Origin of the sequence: Enterobacter sp. ZOR0014, from assembly GCF_000798855.1 — a bacterium.
Lineage (GTDB): Bacteria > Pseudomonadota > Gammaproteobacteria > Enterobacterales > Enterobacteriaceae > Enterobacter > Enterobacter kobei.
In genome coordinates this window covers 1-16,301 of record NZ_JTLF01000167.1, presented here as the reverse complement: position 1 = coordinate 16,301, position 16,301 = coordinate 1, and the positions used below count along the sequence as shown (strand labels likewise).

Annotated in this window: 12 protein-coding genes and 1 pseudogene; 9 read left to right on the top strand and 4 right to left on the bottom strand. The window is 56.7% G+C overall.

Going from position 1 to position 16,301, the window contains the following annotated elements; genetic code table 11:
• Positions 1-338 precede the first annotated feature (338 nt).
• From L977_RS08495 to L977_RS08485, 3 genes are all read left to right on the top strand, one after another.
• Entirely contained in the window at positions 339-1,880 is a 1,542-nt protein-coding gene (locus tag L977_RS08495) for a peptide MFS transporter (RefSeq protein WP_047625587.1), read from the top strand.
• 61 nt (positions 1,881-1,941) lie between these two features.
• On the top strand, positions 1,942-2,976 hold the full coding sequence (locus tag L977_RS08490; protein WP_047625586.1) for an oxidoreductase: 1,035 nt from the start codon (positions 1,942-1,944) through the stop codon (positions 2,974-2,976).
• Positions 2,977-3,026: 50 nt separating this feature from the next.
• A complete protein-coding gene (locus tag L977_RS08485; RefSeq protein WP_047625585.1) occupies positions 3,027-3,248 on the top strand; it encodes a zinc ribbon domain-containing protein in 222 nt (73 codons plus the stop codon).
• On the opposite strand, the gene L977_RS08480 is transcribed toward L977_RS08485, so the two are convergent.
• Genes L977_RS08480 through xseA form a run of 3 tightly spaced genes read right to left on the bottom strand, consistent with a single transcriptional unit; the run spans position 3,245 to position 6,047 of the window.
• Complete coding sequence (locus L977_RS08480; protein WP_045281147.1) at positions 3,245-3,595, bottom strand: protealysin inhibitor emfourin; 351 nt, start codon at positions 3,593-3,595, stop codon at positions 3,245-3,247. The two genes, L977_RS08485 and L977_RS08480, sit on opposite strands and share 4 nt — an antisense overlap.
• The gene (locus L977_RS08475; protein ID WP_047625584.1) at positions 3,596-4,615 is read right to left on the bottom strand and encodes a M4 family metallopeptidase; all 1,020 of its coding nucleotides are present in this window, start codon (positions 4,613-4,615) and stop codon (positions 3,596-3,598) included.
• Between the two features lie 58 nt (positions 4,616-4,673).
• Positions 4,674-6,047 carry an exodeoxyribonuclease VII large subunit gene (xseA, locus tag L977_RS08470; RefSeq protein WP_047625583.1) on the bottom strand — a complete coding sequence of 458 codons (1,374 nt, stop codon included), beginning with the start codon at positions 6,045-6,047 and terminating at the stop codon, positions 4,674-4,676.
• Positions 6,048-6,206: 159 nt separating this feature from the next.
• Between xseA and guaB the strand changes: the two genes are divergently transcribed.
• From guaB to L977_RS08455, 4 genes and pseudogenes are all read left to right on the top strand, one after another.
• Positions 6,207-7,673 (top strand): IMP dehydrogenase, encoded by a 1,467-nt coding sequence (gene guaB, locus L977_RS08465; protein WP_014884799.1) that lies wholly within the window; start codon positions 6,207-6,209, stop codon positions 7,671-7,673.
• Positions 7,674-7,742: 69 nt separating this feature from the next.
• Complete coding sequence (gene guaA / locus L977_RS08460) at positions 7,743-9,320, top strand: glutamine-hydrolyzing GMP synthase (RefSeq protein ID WP_006811514.1); 1,578 nt, start codon at positions 7,743-7,745, stop codon at positions 9,318-9,320.
• 297 nt (positions 9,321-9,617) lie between these two features.
• Positions 9,618-9,767 (top strand): annotated as a pseudogene (locus tag L977_RS23705) (Arm DNA-binding domain-containing protein); the annotation flags it as partial.
• 56 nt (positions 9,768-9,823) lie between these two features.
• On the top strand, positions 9,824-11,593 hold the full coding sequence (locus L977_RS08455; protein WP_047625582.1) for a hypothetical protein: 1,770 nt from the start codon (positions 9,824-9,826) through the stop codon (positions 11,591-11,593).
• A gap of 145 nt (positions 11,594-11,738) precedes the next feature.
• Here L977_RS08455 and L977_RS08450 read toward each other — a convergent pair whose 3' ends face one another.
• On the bottom strand, positions 11,739-12,572 hold the full coding sequence (locus tag L977_RS08450; protein WP_024908667.1) for a MurR/RpiR family transcriptional regulator: 834 nt from the start codon (positions 12,570-12,572) through the stop codon (positions 11,739-11,741).
• Positions 12,573-12,850: 278 nt separating this feature from the next.
• Here L977_RS08450 and L977_RS08445 point away from each other — a divergent pair, with 278 nt between their 5' ends.
• Positions 12,851-14,356 (top strand): CoA-acylating methylmalonate-semialdehyde dehydrogenase, encoded by a 1,506-nt coding sequence (locus tag L977_RS08445; protein ID WP_047625581.1) that lies wholly within the window; start codon positions 12,851-12,853, stop codon positions 14,354-14,356.
• An 11-nt stretch (positions 14,357-14,367) separates the two neighbouring features.
• Positions 14,368-16,293 carry a 3D-(3,5/4)-trihydroxycyclohexane-1,2-dione acylhydrolase (decyclizing) gene (iolD, locus tag L977_RS08440; RefSeq protein WP_045281141.1) on the top strand — a complete coding sequence of 642 codons (1,926 nt, stop codon included), beginning with the start codon at positions 14,368-14,370 and terminating at the stop codon, positions 16,291-16,293.
• Positions 16,294-16,301: the final 8 nt, after the last annotated feature.

Below are 16,301 nucleotides of genomic sequence, written 5' to 3'. Positions count from 1 at the left end.
CGTAAGCGTTTGATTAAGCACATTAAAAAAAGCAAATAAGCTTTGCTGAACTCACAAAAGCCCGCGCATGTCGCGGGCTTTTTTTTGCCCAATCATACCGCCGGTTTTCTCTGTGTGATGTCAATCACTATTCACTTTTAACCATGTTTAAAACTAAGAAAGTAGACAATCGTCGAATTTTCGTCTTAAAGTCCCGGGCCCGGTACTAGACAAAACTAGCATCTGGTTATCAAATGGTTAACTAACTTTTCGCCGCATGTAAAAAATCGGTCAGATACGTAACTGGCCGGCGTACTTGCTGGTGTTTACAAGCACGACACATACCTTTCGGGAGAATTATGCAATCCTCTGTTAATCAAAAAGAGAGCCGAACGTTCTTCGGCCATCCGTATCCGCTCGGTTCACTGTTTTTCACCGAGATGTGGGAGCGTTTCTCGTTTTACGGCATTCGTCCGTTACTGATCCTGTTTATGGCCGCCACCGTCTATGACGGCGGGATGGGCCTGGCCCGTGAAAACGCCTCAGCGATTGTCGGTATCTTTGCCGGGACCATGTACCTGGCCGCGCTGCCGGGGGGCTGGCTGGCGGATAACTGGCTTGGGCAGCAGAGAGCCGTCTGGTACGGTTCAATTCTGATTGCGCTCGGCCACCTGTCGATTGCGCTGTCGGCCATCATGGGTGACAACCTGTTCTTTATCGGCCTGATGTTCATCGTGCTCGGCTCTGGCCTGTTCAAGACCTGTATCTCGGTCATGGTGGGGACTCTGTATAAAAAAGGCGATGCGCGTCGTGACGGCGGTTTCTCGCTGTTCTATATGGGCATCAACATGGGCTCGTTCATTGCCCCGCTGATTTCCGGCTGGCTGATTAAAACCCACGGCTGGCACTGGGGCTTTGGTATTGGCGGCATCGGGATGCTGGTGGCGCTGATTATCTTCCGCGTGTTTGCGGTTCCGGCGATGAAACGCTATGACAGCGAAGTCGGTCTGGATTCCACCTGGAACAGTCCGGTGGTGAAGCGTAATGGCGTGGGCATCTGGCTGCTGGTGCTGGCGGCAGGTGTGGCAACGCTCGTGACGCTGATTGCGCAGGGCGTGATTGTGATTAACCCGGTCGCGGTAGCCAGCGTGCTGGTCTACGTGATTGCGGCGTCTGTTGCCCTCTACTTTATTTATCTGTTTGTTTTTGCTGGCCTGAACCGTAAAGAACGCGCCAGACTGCTGGTGTGCTTTATTCTGCTGGTCTCAGCGGCGTTCTTCTGGTCTGCGTTTGAGCAGAAGCCAACCTCGTTCAACCTGTTTGCCAACGACTACACTAACCGCATGATCGGTGATTTTGAAATCCCGGCGGTTTGGTTCCAGTCGATTAACGCGCTGTTCATCATCCTGCTGGCCCCGGTGTTCAGCTGGGCATGGCCGAAGCTCGCGACGAAGAACATCCGCCCGAGCAGTATCACCAAATTCGTGATCGGTATTCTGTGTGCGGCAGCGGGCTTTGGCCTGATGATGCTGGCGGCACAGAATGTACTGAGCAACGGTGGGGCGGGGGTGTCGCCGTTCTGGCTGGTGGGCAGTATCCTGATGCTGACGCTGGGTGAACTGTGCCTGAGCCCGATCGGTCTGGCGACCATGACCCTGCTGGCGCCGGAAAGAATGCGCGGCCAGATGATGGGTCTGTGGTTCTGCGCCAGTGCCTTGGGTAACCTGGCGGCCGGCCTGATCGGCGGCCACGTGAAGGCCGACCAGCTGGATATGCTGCCGGATCTCTTCGCCCGCTGCTCCATCGCGCTGCTGATTTGTGCCGCGGTGCTGATCGTCCTCATTGTTCCGGTGCGTCGTATGCTGGAAAATGCGCAAACGAAACCGGCAGCTAGCGCCTGATAAACCTCAGCGTGCCGGGGCTGGCGTTACGCCCCGGCACGTTATTCCCTGAGGTGAAAATATGCAGTTAGGATTTGTTGGTCTTGGTGCGGTAGTGGAGACAGCGTATCTGCCCGCATTGCGTAACCTGTATGGCCGCCCGGTTCGTTGTTTCGGGTTTGATGTTCTCCCGGCAAAGCACCCTGAAGGCGTGATGCGCTGCGCCTCGCTTGCGGAACTGCTTGCCACCCCGCTTGATACCCTCTTTATCACTACCGCATCGCTGCACCATCTTGAGGTGCTTGAGCAGGCGATCGCCTCACCGATCTCCCGGATTGTGATAGAAAAACCGATTGTCGCCACGCTTCCCCAAATAGATAAGCTTAATGCGCTGCTGACCACGCCCGGTGCGGCATCCCGAGTGCTGGCGCTCGACCACTGGATGGCGCGCACCGAAACGGCGAAGCGCTCGCTGGTCAATCATTTTTCTGACGTCGTCAGAATCGAAGGCTTTTTGCAGGAGCCAAGCGGGTATAACGCTGTCGGCGAACCCATCGCGCTTAATTTCTCCACCGGTGAACCGGATACCAGAACGCTTCGTCACCCTGATGGCGTGATTCTGGATATCGGTACGCATGTGCTGGCGATGCTGCGTGAAACGATGTGCTTTCTGGGGGGCGATGAGGAGATGACGCTACAGGTCGTTGCCGCTAAAGACCGTCTGGGCCGCGCTATTGCAAAAGGAGACCTGACCACGGCGGAAGGTGAGGCGCATCTTCAGGGAAGCATCAGCGGCGTACCGGTAGACATCTGGCTTAACAAATACGCAGGACCCGCGGGCGGGCAAAAAGGCTTGCGTCTGCATCTGCGTGACGGGCGCACCATCAGTCACGACCGGCGCGGCGCGGAAGATGTGCTGGAGGTCATTGAGGGGGATGATATCCAGCGCTGGTCTCTCCCCGGCACAATCTACGAGCACTGTCTTGCGGGACATATTCTTGGCGATAAAAGTCTGTTTGAGCGGGATCCGCAGGAGGTGAGCCGTACCACGCGCCGTCGGATCGAGGAAGTTGCGCTGCTGCTGACCTTGCAGCAACAGTTGCGTGGTCCGCACTGAACGCAACGTGGTAAAATTACCCCAGACCTGAATGCTTTGAAGGAGTCACCATGACGATTACCTGCCCGGATTGCCTGGCAACGCTGGAGCCTCAGAATGGGGCGGCGCACTGCGAGAACTGTAACAAAGACATTGCGCTTGAAGCCCGTTGCCCGGAGTGCCATCAGCCGCTCCAGGTTTTAAAAGCCTGTGGCGCGGTGGATTATTTCTGCCAGAACGGCCACGGCTTAATCTCTAAAAAGCGCGTGGAGTTTATTCCGGCAGAACGTTAATCACACACGCAGCCTTCGCCTTTCTGCCACAGTTCGACCAGCGACTCGGGTGCTTCCTGCTCGGGCACCAGCACGATGATATCGGCATAATGTGCCTGATTCTGCCCGTTCCAGATAATCTGGATGCGGAAATAGCGCTGGTCACCGCTGCCGGGTGACGTGGCTTGCCCGGGCGGCTGGCCGCGTGGAAACGCCTGCTCCAGGATGCTCACCAGGCGCTGGCGCTGGGCCTCATTGAGCGAGGACAGCGCGATGGTGCGCTGACCGCTCAGCTTAGGAATAAAAGCGACGCCGCCTTCCCGGGCCAGCTCAACTACGGCGTCATCCGTCAGTTCCGGAACCTGCATTTACAGCACTCCCACCTGTTCCCAGGCTTGTTTTATGGCCGCTCCGACGTCGCTACCGGAGCGTTTCTCTCCGTGCGCGATCGTCAGTTTTGCGAAGGCCTCAAAATCTGCATCCTGCGCCAGATTGCGATCGCAAACTGTGTCGTACCAGGCATAACCCGCTTTTTCCCAGGCGTGACCGCCGATCGCCGTCGCGGCCAGATAAAACGCCCGGTTGGGGATACCGGAGTTCAGATGCACGCCGCCGTTATCCTCGCGCGTTTTAATGAAATCTTTCATGTGCGCGGGCTGCGGATCTTTGCCGAGCAGCGGGTCATCGTAGGCGGTGCCGGGTTCAGACATCGAGCGCAGCCCTTTGCCGTTAATTCCTGCGGCCAGCAGCCCTTCACCAATCAGCCAGTCTGCTTTATCGGCGGTTTGCTTCAGATGATACTGTTTCACCAGCGAGCCAAACACGTCAGAGAGAGACTCGTTTAGCGCGCCCGACTGTTCAAAATAGATCAGTCCGGCCTCGGTCTCGGTTACGCCGTGGCTCAGTTCGTGCGCCACCACGTCAATGGCAATCGTGAAGCGATTAAATATTTCCCCGTCGCCGTCGCCAAATACCATCTGCTGACCATTCCAGAAGGCGTTCTGATATTCCCGGCCGTAGTGAACGGTCCCGGTCAAAATAAGCCCTTTATTATCGAGTGAATCGCGCAGATATTCTTTCCAGAAGAAATCATGGGTAATCCCTAAATACGCGTAGGCTTCATCGACCGCGACATCGCCATTCGACGGCTGACCCTCATAACGCACCTGGGTACCCGGCAGCTCCTGGGTTTGCTTCGCATCGTAAATATCGCGCTCAAGCTGACCGGCTTTATTCACGTGCGGGGCGGCGGGCTTGCCCGGCATATGGGCCATTAACGTCTGCACGTGGGTTAAGGTCTGACGGGCGCAGCGCTGCTGCGGCTCGGAACCCGTTTCGATAATACGACGCAGAATATAAGGGGGAATAACGCTATAAAGATGGTTCATGCAGCTCTCCTTATCAAAAAAGGGAATAGCTGCAGTATAGTAAGTAACCGGCGAAGAATTATCCGGTTTTACGCTGACGCGTCTTTTTCACCGGTTTAATTGATTTCACTTCGCTTTCTACCCAGCCGTCTGAAAGACGCGTCGTCAGCACATCGCCGGTATTCACCTGTTTGGTCTGCTTCAGCACTTTGCCGTCCGTCGCCGTTGTCACGCTATAGCCGCGCGCCAGCGTGGAGAGGGGGCTGACCGCTTCAAGATGGGTCACCGCATTGCCAAAACGTTCGCGGGTGGTACTCAGCCGGGCGCGGAGAGTCTCCGCCAGACGAAACTCCAGCTGCTGAATCCGCGTTTGTGCGCGGTAAATTTTCGGCTGCGGATTTTGCTGGTTAAGGCGCTGCGTCACGCGCTGCTGGCGCGAAACCGCGCGTTTCAGCTGAGTATCCAGCGCGATATTCATGCGCTGGCGCAGACGATCCAGCACCGTCTGCTGACGCGCCAGGCGCAGCTGCGGGTGCTGCTGCTGCAGACGATGATGAAGCTGGGTAAAGCGACGGGTACGGTTGGCGAGGAAGTAGTCCATCGCCATTTCAAGGCGCTGCTGGCCGTTCTGGATCTGACGCAGCAGCTCCAGCTGGTTACGACTCACCACTTCTGCCGCCGCGGAAGGCGTAGGCGCACGTAAATCCGCGACAAAATCGGCTATCGTCACGTCCGTTTCATGCCCGACGGCACTCACGACCGGGATAAGGCTGGCAAAGATTGCCCGCGCCACGCGCTCGTCGTTAAAGCTCCACAGGTCTTCCAGCGAGCCGCCTCCGCGCCCGACGATGAGCACGTCACACTCCTGGCGCGCATTCGCCAGCGCAATGGCGCGCACAATCTGGCCCGGCGCATCGTCGCCCTGCACGGCGGTCGGGTAGATGATGACGGGCAGGGAAGGGTCGCGACGCTTGAGGACGTGCAAAATGTCATGCAGTGCCGCACCGGTTTTTGAGGTGATAACCCCAACGCAGTGGGCAGGAGAGGGCAGCGGTTTTTTAAACTGCTGGTCGAAAAGCCCCTCGGCAGAAAGCGTTGCTTTTAACTGCTCATACTTCTGCTGCAACAGCCCTTCGCCCGCAGGCTGCATACTCTCGACGATAATTTGATAATCACCGCGCGGTTCATACAGGGTAATATTGGCGCGAACCAGAACCTGCTGGCCGTGCTGCGGACGAAACGTCACGCGGCGGTTGCTGTTGCGGAACATCGCGCAGCGCACCTGGGCGGTGTCGTCTTTTAAGGTAAAGTACCAGTGGCCGGAAGAGGGCTGCGTGAAGTTAGAGATCTCACCGCTGATCCAGACCTGCCCCATTTCCTGCTCAAGCAGCAAACGCACCGTCTGATTCAGGCGGCTGACGGTATAAATTGAGGGGGATTGAGAGGATAACATGTGAGCGGGATCAAATTCTAAATCAGCAAGTTATTCAGTCGATAGTAACCTGCTGAGAGGCAATCGCAAGCATTTTTTTTAAAAAAGTGTAGATGCAATCGGTTACGCTCTGTATAATGCCACGGCAATATTTAACCACCCAGGTCAGAGATATTGCCCATGCTACGTATCGCTAAAGAAGCACTGACGTTTGACGACGTCCTCCTCGTTCCCGCTCATTCCACCGTTCTGCCGAATACTGCCGACCTCAGCACGCAGTTGACGAAAACCATTCGTCTGAACATTCCTATGCTCTCCGCGGCAATGGACACCGTGACTGAAGCGCGCCTGGCTATCGCCCTGGCACAGGAAGGCGGCATTGGCTTTATCCATAAAAACATGTCTATCGAGCGTCAGGCGGAAGAAGTTCGCCGCGTGAAGAAACATGAATCCGGCATTGTGTCTGACCCTCAGACCGTTCTGCCAACCACCACTCTGCACGAAGTGAAAGCCCTGACCGAACGTAACGGCTTCGCCGGTTACCCGGTTGTGACCGAAGATAACGAGCTGGTTGGCATCATCACCGGCCGTGACGTGCGCTTCGTGACTGACCTGAACCAGCCTGTCAGCGTCTACATGACGCCAAAAGAGCGTCTGGTGACCGTTCGCGAAGGTGAAACCCGCGACGTAGTGCTGGCGAAAATGCACGAAAAACGCGTTGAGAAAGCGCTGGTTGTGGATGCGAACTTCCATCTGCGCGGCATGATCACCGTGAAAGATTTCCAGAAAGCAGAACGTAAACCTAACGCCTGTAAAGACGAGCATGGCCGTCTGCGCGTCGGTGCAGCGGTGGGTGCCGGTGCCGGTAACGAAGAGCGTGTTGATGCGCTGGTGGCTGCGGGCGTTGACGTCCTGCTGATCGACTCCTCACACGGCCACTCTGAAGGCGTTCTGCAGCGTATTCGTGACACCCGTGCTAAGTACCCGGACCTGCAGATCATCGGCGGCAACGTGGCAACAGGCGCAGGCGCTCGTGCGCTGGCTGATGCCGGCTGCAGCGCGGTGAAAGTGGGTATCGGTCCAGGCTCTATCTGTACTACCCGTATCGTCACCGGCGTGGGTGTTCCGCAGATCACCGCGGTATCTGACGCGGTTGAAGCGCTGGAAGGCACCGGTATTCCGGTTATCGCTGACGGCGGTATCCGCTTCTCTGGCGACATCGCTAAAGCCATCGCCGCGGGCGCTGCTGCCGTGATGGTGGGCTCCATGCTGGCCGGTACCGAAGAATCCCCGGGTGAAATCGAACTCTACCAGGGCCGTTCTTACAAATCCTATCGTGGGATGGGCTCCCTGGGCGCGATGTCCAAAGGTTCCTCTGACCGTTACTTCCAGACCGATAACGCCGCTGACAAACTGGTGCCGGAAGGTATCGAAGGCCGCGTTGCTTATAAAGGCCGTCTGAAAGAGATCATTCACCAGCAGATGGGCGGCCTGCGCTCCTGTATGGGTCTGACCGGCTGTGGTACCATTGACCTGCTGCGTACCAAAGCGGAATTCGTACGCATCAGCGGTGCGGGTATCCAGGAGAGCCACGTTCACGACGTGACGATCACCAAAGAGTCCCCGAACTATCGTCTGGGCTCCTGATTTTTCTTCGCCCGACCTCGTGTCGGGCGATTTATTTAATCTGTTTCACTTGCCTCGGAATTAGCGTCAATGACGGAAAACATTCATAAACATCGCATCCTCATCCTCGATTTTGGTTCTCAGTACACTCAGCTGGTGGCGCGTCGCGTACGTGAACTGGGCGTTTACTGCGAACTGTGGGCGTGGGATGTCACGGAAGCACAGATTCGCGAATTCAATCCAAGCGGCATCATCCTGTCCGGCGGCCCGGAAAGCACCACCGAAGAGAACAGCCCGCGCGCGCCGCAGTACGTGTTCGAAGCAGGCGTGCCGGTATTCGGTGTCTGCTACGGTATGCAGACCATGGCCATGCAGCTGGGCGGCCACGTAGAAGGCTCTAACGAGCGTGAGTTCGGTTATGCACAGGTAGAAGTCGTCACCGACAGCGCACTGGTGCGTGGTATCGAAGACTCCCTGACCGCTGACGGCAAACCGCTGCTGGACGTGTGGATGAGCCACGGCGACAAGGTCACCGCTATCCCGTCTGACTTCGTAACCGTTGCCAGCACCGAAAGCTGCCCGTTCGCGATCATGGCGAACGAAGAAAAACGCTTCTACGGCGTGCAGTTCCACCCGGAAGTGACCCACACCCGTCAGGGTATGCGCATGCTGGAGCGCTTCGTGCGCGACATCTGCCAGTGTGAAGCGCTGTGGACCCCGGCAAAAATCATCGACGACGCCGTGGAGCGTATCCGCCAGCAGGTTGGTGATGACAAAGTGATCCTCGGCCTCTCCGGCGGCGTCGACTCCTCCGTGACCGCGATGCTGCTGCACCGTGCCATCGGCAAAAACCTGACCTGCGTCTTTGTGGACAACGGTCTGCTGCGTCTGAACGAAGCCCAGCAGGTGATGGACATGTTCGGTGACCACTTCGGTCTGAACATCGTTCATGTGGAAGGTGAGCAGCGTTTCCTGGACGCGCTGAAAGGCGAGAACGATCCGGAAGCCAAGCGTAAAATCATCGGCCGCGTGTTCGTGGAAGTGTTCGACGAAGAAGCGCTGAAGCTGGAAGACGTTAAATGGCTGGCACAGGGCACTATCTATCCTGACGTGATTGAATCAGCTGCTTCAGCAACCGGTAAAGCACACGTCATCAAATCTCACCACAACGTGGGCGGCCTGCCGAAAGAGATGAAGATGGGTCTGGTTGAACCGCTGCGCGAGCTGTTCAAAGATGAAGTACGCAAGATCGGTCTGGAACTGGGTCTGCCGTACGACATGCTCTACCGTCACCCGTTCCCTGGCCCGGGTCTCGGCGTGCGCGTACTGGGTGAAGTGAAGAAAGAGTACTGCGACCTGCTGCGTCGCGCAGACGCGATCTTCATCGAAGAGCTGCACAAAGCTGACCTGTACAACAAAGTAAGCCAGGCGTTCACCGTGTTCCTGCCGGTTCGCTCTGTCGGCGTGATGGGCGATGGCCGTAAGTACGACTGGGTTGTTTCCCTGCGTGCGGTGGAAACCATCGACTTCATGACCGCGCACTGGGCGCACCTGCCGTATGACTTCTTAGGCCGCGTGTCTAACCGCATCATCAACGAAGTGAACGGTATTTCCCGCGTGGTGTATGACATCAGCGGTAAGCCACCGGCTACGATTGAGTGGGAATGATTTCGCGTCTGGCATAGACCGGCAATGAGTAGCAAGAAACACCCGGAAGCCCGCGTAATTGCGGGCTTTTTGCGTTCTCGACCTCGCACTATCTGGCAAGTTTTCGCATCGCCAGGCCCCCGTTTTTATGGCATGGTAGATGGTACGATCTGACCCTAATACAATTTTCGGCACTCGATACCATGTCGTTCCTAACCAGATAGATATTGTGTTTATTTGAATTAATATATTGATTTATAATGTTTTTATTGGTTTGTTGCGATGAGGGGTATGGTGTTTTCTAGATGAAGTTCGACCGTGCTGACCGATACCAAGCTGCGTAACATCAAGCCGAAAGACAAACTCTACAAAGTGAAGGACCGTGACGGCCTCTATGTTGTCAGCACTCCTGCGGGGTCGATTTCATTCTGCTACAACTATTCGATCCACGGTAGGCAGGAAACTATCAAGCGAAGGCCATTGCTTAATCCCAGCATGATGTCATGAATAAAGGAGATTCGACCATGAGTGAAGATTGGATTCTCCAGACTAGGGAAACCCGCAGGGTATTTTCTAACGCGGCGTGGGTTCCTTTGAGAGCGTCAATTGAGAGCAAGAAAGGGGATCTAAAAGAAGTAGGCTATGTCAGTGAATATTTCGGCTGTGGTTCTGTTGCATTCCCGCCAGAGCATCGCCAGCTAGTAGAGGAACGTCTTGGATGGAGCGACATAGGCATTGGGCACACAGTCGCGCCTTACGCATACGAACATGGATATTATGCGTCCATTGAGCAATATCATTACAACGATAAAGAGCCAATAGGTGTCAATCTAGTTTATGAACACCCGCAACCTGTTGTTGGTGGTAGAAAATGGATACTGAGCCCTGATTTGATAGTTGCGCTGCACTTGGTCAAAGAGGGGTGCAACTGGGTCAGGCCTGAAGAAAATTTCGTTGTGGTGGCTCGCGAGACAGTGAGTGAGAATGGCGAGCATCGTCAGATAGAAATAAAAAGAGAATTTTTACTCGACTATCTAGCGGCCAGAAATCTGTCGCTCCGCCTTTCATACTACCGACAGAGGGTAGAAAATGTCCCCGTATATGAGGATAGCGCATATTCAAATTTGCAGCCTCACAATGAGGAAAGAGATAACGGTAAATTCACCCTAATCGTTCGCAAGCTTGATGACGTCTTTGGGGGGCGCTGGGCTATGTTTCGTGCTTGGCGAACGGACGTAGATGAAGGTGAAGACGCGCCTGTGATGGGCCCTGAGAATGACTCGAACACTGGCTACGAAAGTTCAGAGGGGCATCGTGGAGGCTATAAAGGTGTACGTGTAGAGGGGGAATTTTGGCGTGAGGAATGGATAGATCATCAATCAAAAAGCCTACGAGTTCGTGGAGATGCAGATCCGAACCTTCCGCAATTCATTGTGGAAACCGATGGGACGCGATTGAGTTCAGCAGAGCTTAATAACGAGGACATAGGCCGCTGGCTATGGTTTCGGGTCAGCGTCGTGAATGAACTTCTCAATAGTCGAGGATTTAAGTTGGCGTGGTACACGGCTGAAACTGGAGCTATTAATTCCACCTCAGGATATAAAACGCATTTCGGGATAAATAGTTCGGATCTTATCACCGTATATGCTCATGACATCGCACGACTCGCCCCATGGGAGCAGCATGTTTGGGCAGGCTATAATGTAGCTCCTGAAGGAAAGGTTTCAAGTGAGCTGCTGGACGCGCAGGTGAGGGCGAAACCGTCACCAACATATGCGGTTGAAGAAATGTTTTTTGGAAGCATGAGGCTTTTGGAAGATGGCTTCAGGCATAAATACGAAATATCGCTGTTCACCCATGATATTGATGACTCCGAAGTAGGGCAGCAAATATCCAGGTTTGCAAGCAAAGATAGAGCGACTCTACTCAGATTAGCCAAGGACATCATTCGCGTATTCTCGGACAGGCTCAACGTAACCGAGTTACGCAAGCTTTCTACACACCAAGATAAAGCCAAGCTCGGCTCAAACAAGTTACTCCAAAGTATTTTGGCTGAGAAAATTGGAGACGACAAAGCCAAGAGAGTATTTGCTGAGATTGCCGGTGTTTATGATATGCGAGTGGGTGATGCACACCCTACAGGCTCAAAGATAACAGACGCGATCAAGCTCGCGGGCGTCGATGAAGAAGACTCGCCATTGCGGCAGGGAGAGCAACTCATTCACAACGTTGGGCGATCGATTTGGCACATAGGGAAATTCTTGTTCGGCGAGACTAATGAGTCGGACGAGTAGCAATGACTGCTTCTGGTCAGTTTCTGTCAGTCCTGACAAGTTGTATTGCCAGTAACGGAAGGATTTTTAGTGGTCTGAGCAGACTATTCTCTAGGCTGAGTCCATCCATGAACTCATCAGTACCGAGTATGCGGGGATTGCATGCTCATTTCTCCCCGCTCCCCAACCTATACGCCAGCGCCACCACCAGCGACTGCACCAGGCACAGCGTCGCCGACTGGGAGCGAAACGCGTCCACCTGTGCCTCTTTCACTACAAAGCAGAGATCGCTGAACGTCGCCAGCGGGCTGATCTGGCTGTCCGTAATCACAATCTGCCGCGCCCCGACGCTGGCGGCGGTTTCGCTGACCATCACCGTCTCTTCCGCATACGGCGAGAAGCTGATCGACACCACAATGTCGCGCGCCTTAATGCGGCTGATCTGCTCGCGCAGCATGCCACCCATACCGTCGAGCAGAATCGGGCGACACTCCAGGTGGCTCAGGGCATAGGTTAGGTAGGCCGCGACGCTAAAGGAGCGGCGCAGTCCGGCGATGTAGATGGTGTCGGCGTCGGCCAGCAGCTGTACCGCGCGCTCCAGCATTTCCGGTTCGGCGCGGGCGGCCAGCTGCTGTAGCGCCTGGGCGTTTGAACGGGCGAACTCCTGCAGGATGTCGAGCGGGGTTTCGGGCACGGCCTCGCTCTCCATTTCGCGGAACAGCCGGGCACGGTCGCTGTAGCTGGCGGTCTCCTCCACCAGGTTCATGCGAAACAGCTGTTTCATTTCGTTGAAGCCGGTGAAGTCAAAGGCGTTGGCGAAGCGGATCAGCGTCGAGGGCGGCACGTCGGCGCGCTCGGCAATCACGGCAACCGTATCAAAGGCCACGCTGTTCGTATTATCCAGCACATAGCGGGAGACCTGCTGCAGCCTCTTGCTCAGGCTATCGTAGCGATCGCGGATTTGCTGCTGCAGTTCGTTCAGGCTGGTTGCTGTCGTCATGTTATCCCCCAAATACAGTCCTGTGATTCTAAACGCAAAACCGCGTCTTTTAAATGTCGGCCATCCATCTGGCAGCAAAAATGAAACAGAAGCTTCAGTCATTCCCACGCCCTAAATGCCTTAATAGCGCACGCTGCGTCAGTATTGTTGGCTGTTAACATAAAAATCCATCCTTGATCACAATAATCATCATTTATTTTATTTCAACTTAAAATGGAATATTTGTTTCATATATAGTGTTCAGGTAACAGTCACGTATCAACAGCGAGAGGTTAAGGATGGAGACGGTAGCGAATTTTATTCACGGCGAATGTGTCACCGGTTCAGGCCAGCGCGTTCAGGCGATCTTCAACCCGGCCACCGGCAAGCAGATCCGCCAGGTGGTGATGAGTACGGCACAGGAAACGGAGCAGGCAATTGCCGCCGCGCAGCAGGCGTTTCCTGCGTGGGCGCGTCATGCTCCGCTTAAGCGCGCGCGCGTGATGTTCCGCTTCAAGGCGCTGCTGGAAGAGAACATGGATCGCCTGGCCCGTCTCATCAGCGAAGAGCACGGCAAGGTCTTCTCCGACGCGGTGGGCGAACTCACCCGTGGTCTGGAAGTGGTGGAATTTGCCTGCGGTATCCCTCATCTGCAAAAAGGTGAGCACTCAGCCAACGTCGGCACCGGCGTTGACAGCCACTCGCTGATGCAGCCGCTCGGGGTCTGCGTTGGGATCACGCCGTTTAACTTCCCGGCGATGGTGCCTATGTGGATGTTCCCGATTGCGCTGGCGACCGGAAACACCTTCGTGCTGAAACCGTCAGAAAAAGATCCCTCCCTGGCGCTCGCGCTGGCGCAGCTGCTGAAAGAGGCTGGCCTGCCGGACGGCGTGTTCAACGTGGTGCAGGGTGACAAAGAGTCCGTTGACGTGCTCCTGACCGACCCGCGCGTGCAGGCGGTGAGCTTTGTCGGCTCGACGCCGATTGCCGAATACATTTACCAGACCGCGTCCGCCCACGGAAAGCGCTGTCAGGCACTGGGTGGCGCGAAAAACCACTGTATTCTCATGCCGGATGCCGACATGGAAATGGCCGCCAACGCCATTATGGGCGCAGGCTTCGGTGCGGCGGGGGAGCGCTGCATGGCGCTCTCGGTGGTGCTGGCGGTGGGGGATAAAACCGCCGATGACCTCTGCGCCCGGCTGGAAAAACAGATTGCCTCCCTGCGCGTCGGGCCGGGTCTGGACCAGACGCCGGAAAACGAAATGGGGCCGCTCATCTCCTCGGCGCACCGCAGCAAGGTGCTGGGCTATATCGACAGCGGGGAAGTGCAGGGCGCGACACTTCGCGTGGACGGTCGCAGCTTCAGCGTGCAGGGGCACGAGCAGGGCTATTTCGTCGGGCCGACGCTGTTTGATAACGTCACCCCGGAGATGACCATCTATAAAGAAGAGATTTTCGGCCCGGTGCTTTCTGTGGTGCGCGTAGCAGATTACGCCAGCGCGGTGGACCTGATTAACCGCCATGAATATGGTAATGGTTCGGCAATCTTCACCCGTGACGGCGGCTGCGCGCGTCGCTTCTGCGAAGAGGTGCAGGCGGGCATGGTCGGGGTCAATGTGCCGATCCCGGTGCCGATGGCATTCCACAGTTTCGGTGGCTGGAAGCGCTCTATCTTTGGTGCGCTCAACGTCCACGGCAACGACGGTGTGCGTTTCTACACCCGAATGAAAACCATCACCGCACGCTGGCCGGAAATGCAGCAGGAGACAGGCGCTGCGTTCTCCATGCCAACGCTGGGCTGACAGGAGGCGTTATGCAAACCGAACGTATGACTATGGCCCAGGCGCTGGTCCGATTCCTTAATCAACAATACGTCAGCGTGGATGGCGACGAAATGCCCTTCGTGGAGGGCGTGGCGACTATTTTCGGGCACGGTAACGTGCTCGGCATCGGCCAGGCGCTGGAACAAGATCCGGGCCATTTGCAGGTGATGCAGGGCTGCAACGAGCAGGGCATTGCCCATATGGCGACGGGATTCGCCAAACAGCACCGCCGTCAGCGCATTTTCGCCGTCACCTCCTCCGTCGGGCCGGGCGCCGCCAATATGGTGACCGCGGCGGCAACCGCTACGGCGAACCGCATTCCGCTGCTATTGCTGCCGGGCGATATCTACGCCAGCCGCCAGCCGGACCCGGTGCTGCAGCAGATCGAGCAGTATCACGATCTCAGCATCAGCACCAACGACTGCTTCCGTCCTGTCTCTCGCTACTGGGACCGCATCAACCGTCCCGAGCAGCTGATGAGCGCCATGCTAAGCGCGATGCGAACGCTTACTGACCCCGCCAATACCGGGGCGGTGACCCTCTGCCTGCCGCAGGACGTGCAGGGGGAAGCCTGGGATTATCCCCTGAGCTTCTTCGCGCGCCGCGTGCACCACATCGAACGTCGTCCGCCTGACCCGCAGCGTCTGGCGCAGGCGCGGGCGCTGATCGCCCGCAAGCGTCGTCCGCTGGTGGTGTGCGGCGGCGGCGTGCGCTATTCCGGCGCGCATGAGGCGTTTCGCGAATTTGTCGAGACGCTGCAGCTGCCGTTTGCCGAAACCCAGGCCGGGAAGGGGGCGCTGGTAAGTGACCACCCACTTAACCTGGGTGGCGTTGGGGTGACGGGGGGACTGGCGGCCAACCAGCTCGCGCCCCAGGCGGATTTAGTGATTGGCATCGGCACGCGTCTTACTGACTTTACCACCGGCTCCAAGGCGCTCTTTTCCCATCCGGACGTCGAATTTCTGCTGCTGAACGTGGCGGAGTTTGACGCCCTGAAGCTGGACGCCACCGCACTGATCGCCGATGCCCAAACCGGGCTTCAGGCCTTAACCCACGCGCTCAGGGATTATCGCAGCAGCTGGGGAGACGCGATCGCCCAGGCGAAATCCGCGTGGCGCGACGAGTGCCGTCGCCTGTGGGATCGCCAGTGGCATCCTGCTGATGCGCCCGAAGTGGCAGGGCACCTGGATAGCCAGCTGGTGGAATATGGCGAAACGCTCAACACTCGCCTGACCCAGACGCGGGTGCTGGGGCTGATCAACCAGCATATTGAAGATAGCGCCATCGTGGTGGGGGCGGCCGGATCGCTGCCGGGCGATTTACAGCGGCTCTGGCAGGTGAAAACGCCGGATAGCTATCACCTGGAATACGGATACTCCTGCATGGGCTACGAGATTGCGGCGGCCATCGGTGCGAAGCTCGCCAGACCCGACCAGCCGGTGTACGCCATGGTGGGGGATGGCTCGTACATGATGCTGCACTCCGAGCTGCAAACCGCGGTGCAGGAGGGGATTAAGGTCACCGTTCTGCTGTTTGATAACGCCAGCTTTGGCTGCATTAACAATCTGCAGATGGGGCACGGCATGGGGAGCTTTGGCACCGAAAACCGCCATCGCAACCCGGAAACCGGACGGCTGGACGGGCCGCTGGTGAAGGTCGATTTTGCCCAAAACGCGGAAAGCTACGGCTGCCGCGCGTGGCGGGTGAACGATGAGCAAAGCCTGCTGGCGGCGCTGGAGGCGTCACGCGCGCATCCGGGCCCGACGCTGCTGGACATCAAGGTGCTGCCGAAGACCATGACCCATGACTACGCCTCGTGGTGGCGAACCGGCGACGCGCAGGTGGCGGCGTCTTCTGCCGTGCGTGAAGCCGCTTTGCAAACGCAGGCGCAGGTGAAAAAAGCCCGCCAGTATTAAATTTTCCC

Coding starts and splice junctions, on each gene's coding strand:
- L977_RS08495 (WP_047625587.1), top strand. CDS start 339: ATGCAATCCTCTGTTAATCAAAAAGAGAGCCGAACGTTCTTCGGCCAT.
- L977_RS08490 (WP_047625586.1), top strand. CDS start 1,942: ATGCAGTTAGGATTTGTTGGTCTTGGTGCGGTAGTGGAGACAGCGTAT.
- L977_RS08485 (WP_047625585.1), top strand. CDS start 3,027: ATGACGATTACCTGCCCGGATTGCCTGGCAACGCTGGAGCCTCAGAAT.
- L977_RS08480 (WP_045281147.1), bottom strand. CDS start 3,595: ATGCAGGTTCCGGAACTGACGGATGACGCCGTAGTTGAGCTGGCCCGG.
- L977_RS08475 (WP_047625584.1), bottom strand. CDS start 4,615: ATGAACCATCTTTATAGCGTTATTCCCCCTTATATTCTGCGTCGTATT.
- xseA (WP_047625583.1), bottom strand. CDS start 6,047: ATGTTATCCTCTCAATCCCCCTCAATTTATACCGTCAGCCGCCTGAAT.
- guaB (WP_014884799.1), top strand. CDS start 6,207: ATGCTACGTATCGCTAAAGAAGCACTGACGTTTGACGACGTCCTCCTC.
- guaA (WP_006811514.1), top strand. CDS start 7,743: ATGACGGAAAACATTCATAAACATCGCATCCTCATCCTCGATTTTGGT.
- L977_RS08455 (WP_047625582.1), top strand. CDS start 9,824: ATGAGTGAAGATTGGATTCTCCAGACTAGGGAAACCCGCAGGGTATTT.
- L977_RS08450 (WP_024908667.1), bottom strand. CDS start 12,572: ATGACGACAGCAACCAGCCTGAACGAACTGCAGCAGCAAATCCGCGAT.
- L977_RS08445 (WP_047625581.1), top strand. CDS start 12,851: ATGGAGACGGTAGCGAATTTTATTCACGGCGAATGTGTCACCGGTTCA.
- iolD (WP_045281141.1), top strand. CDS start 14,368: ATGCAAACCGAACGTATGACTATGGCCCAGGCGCTGGTCCGATTCCTT.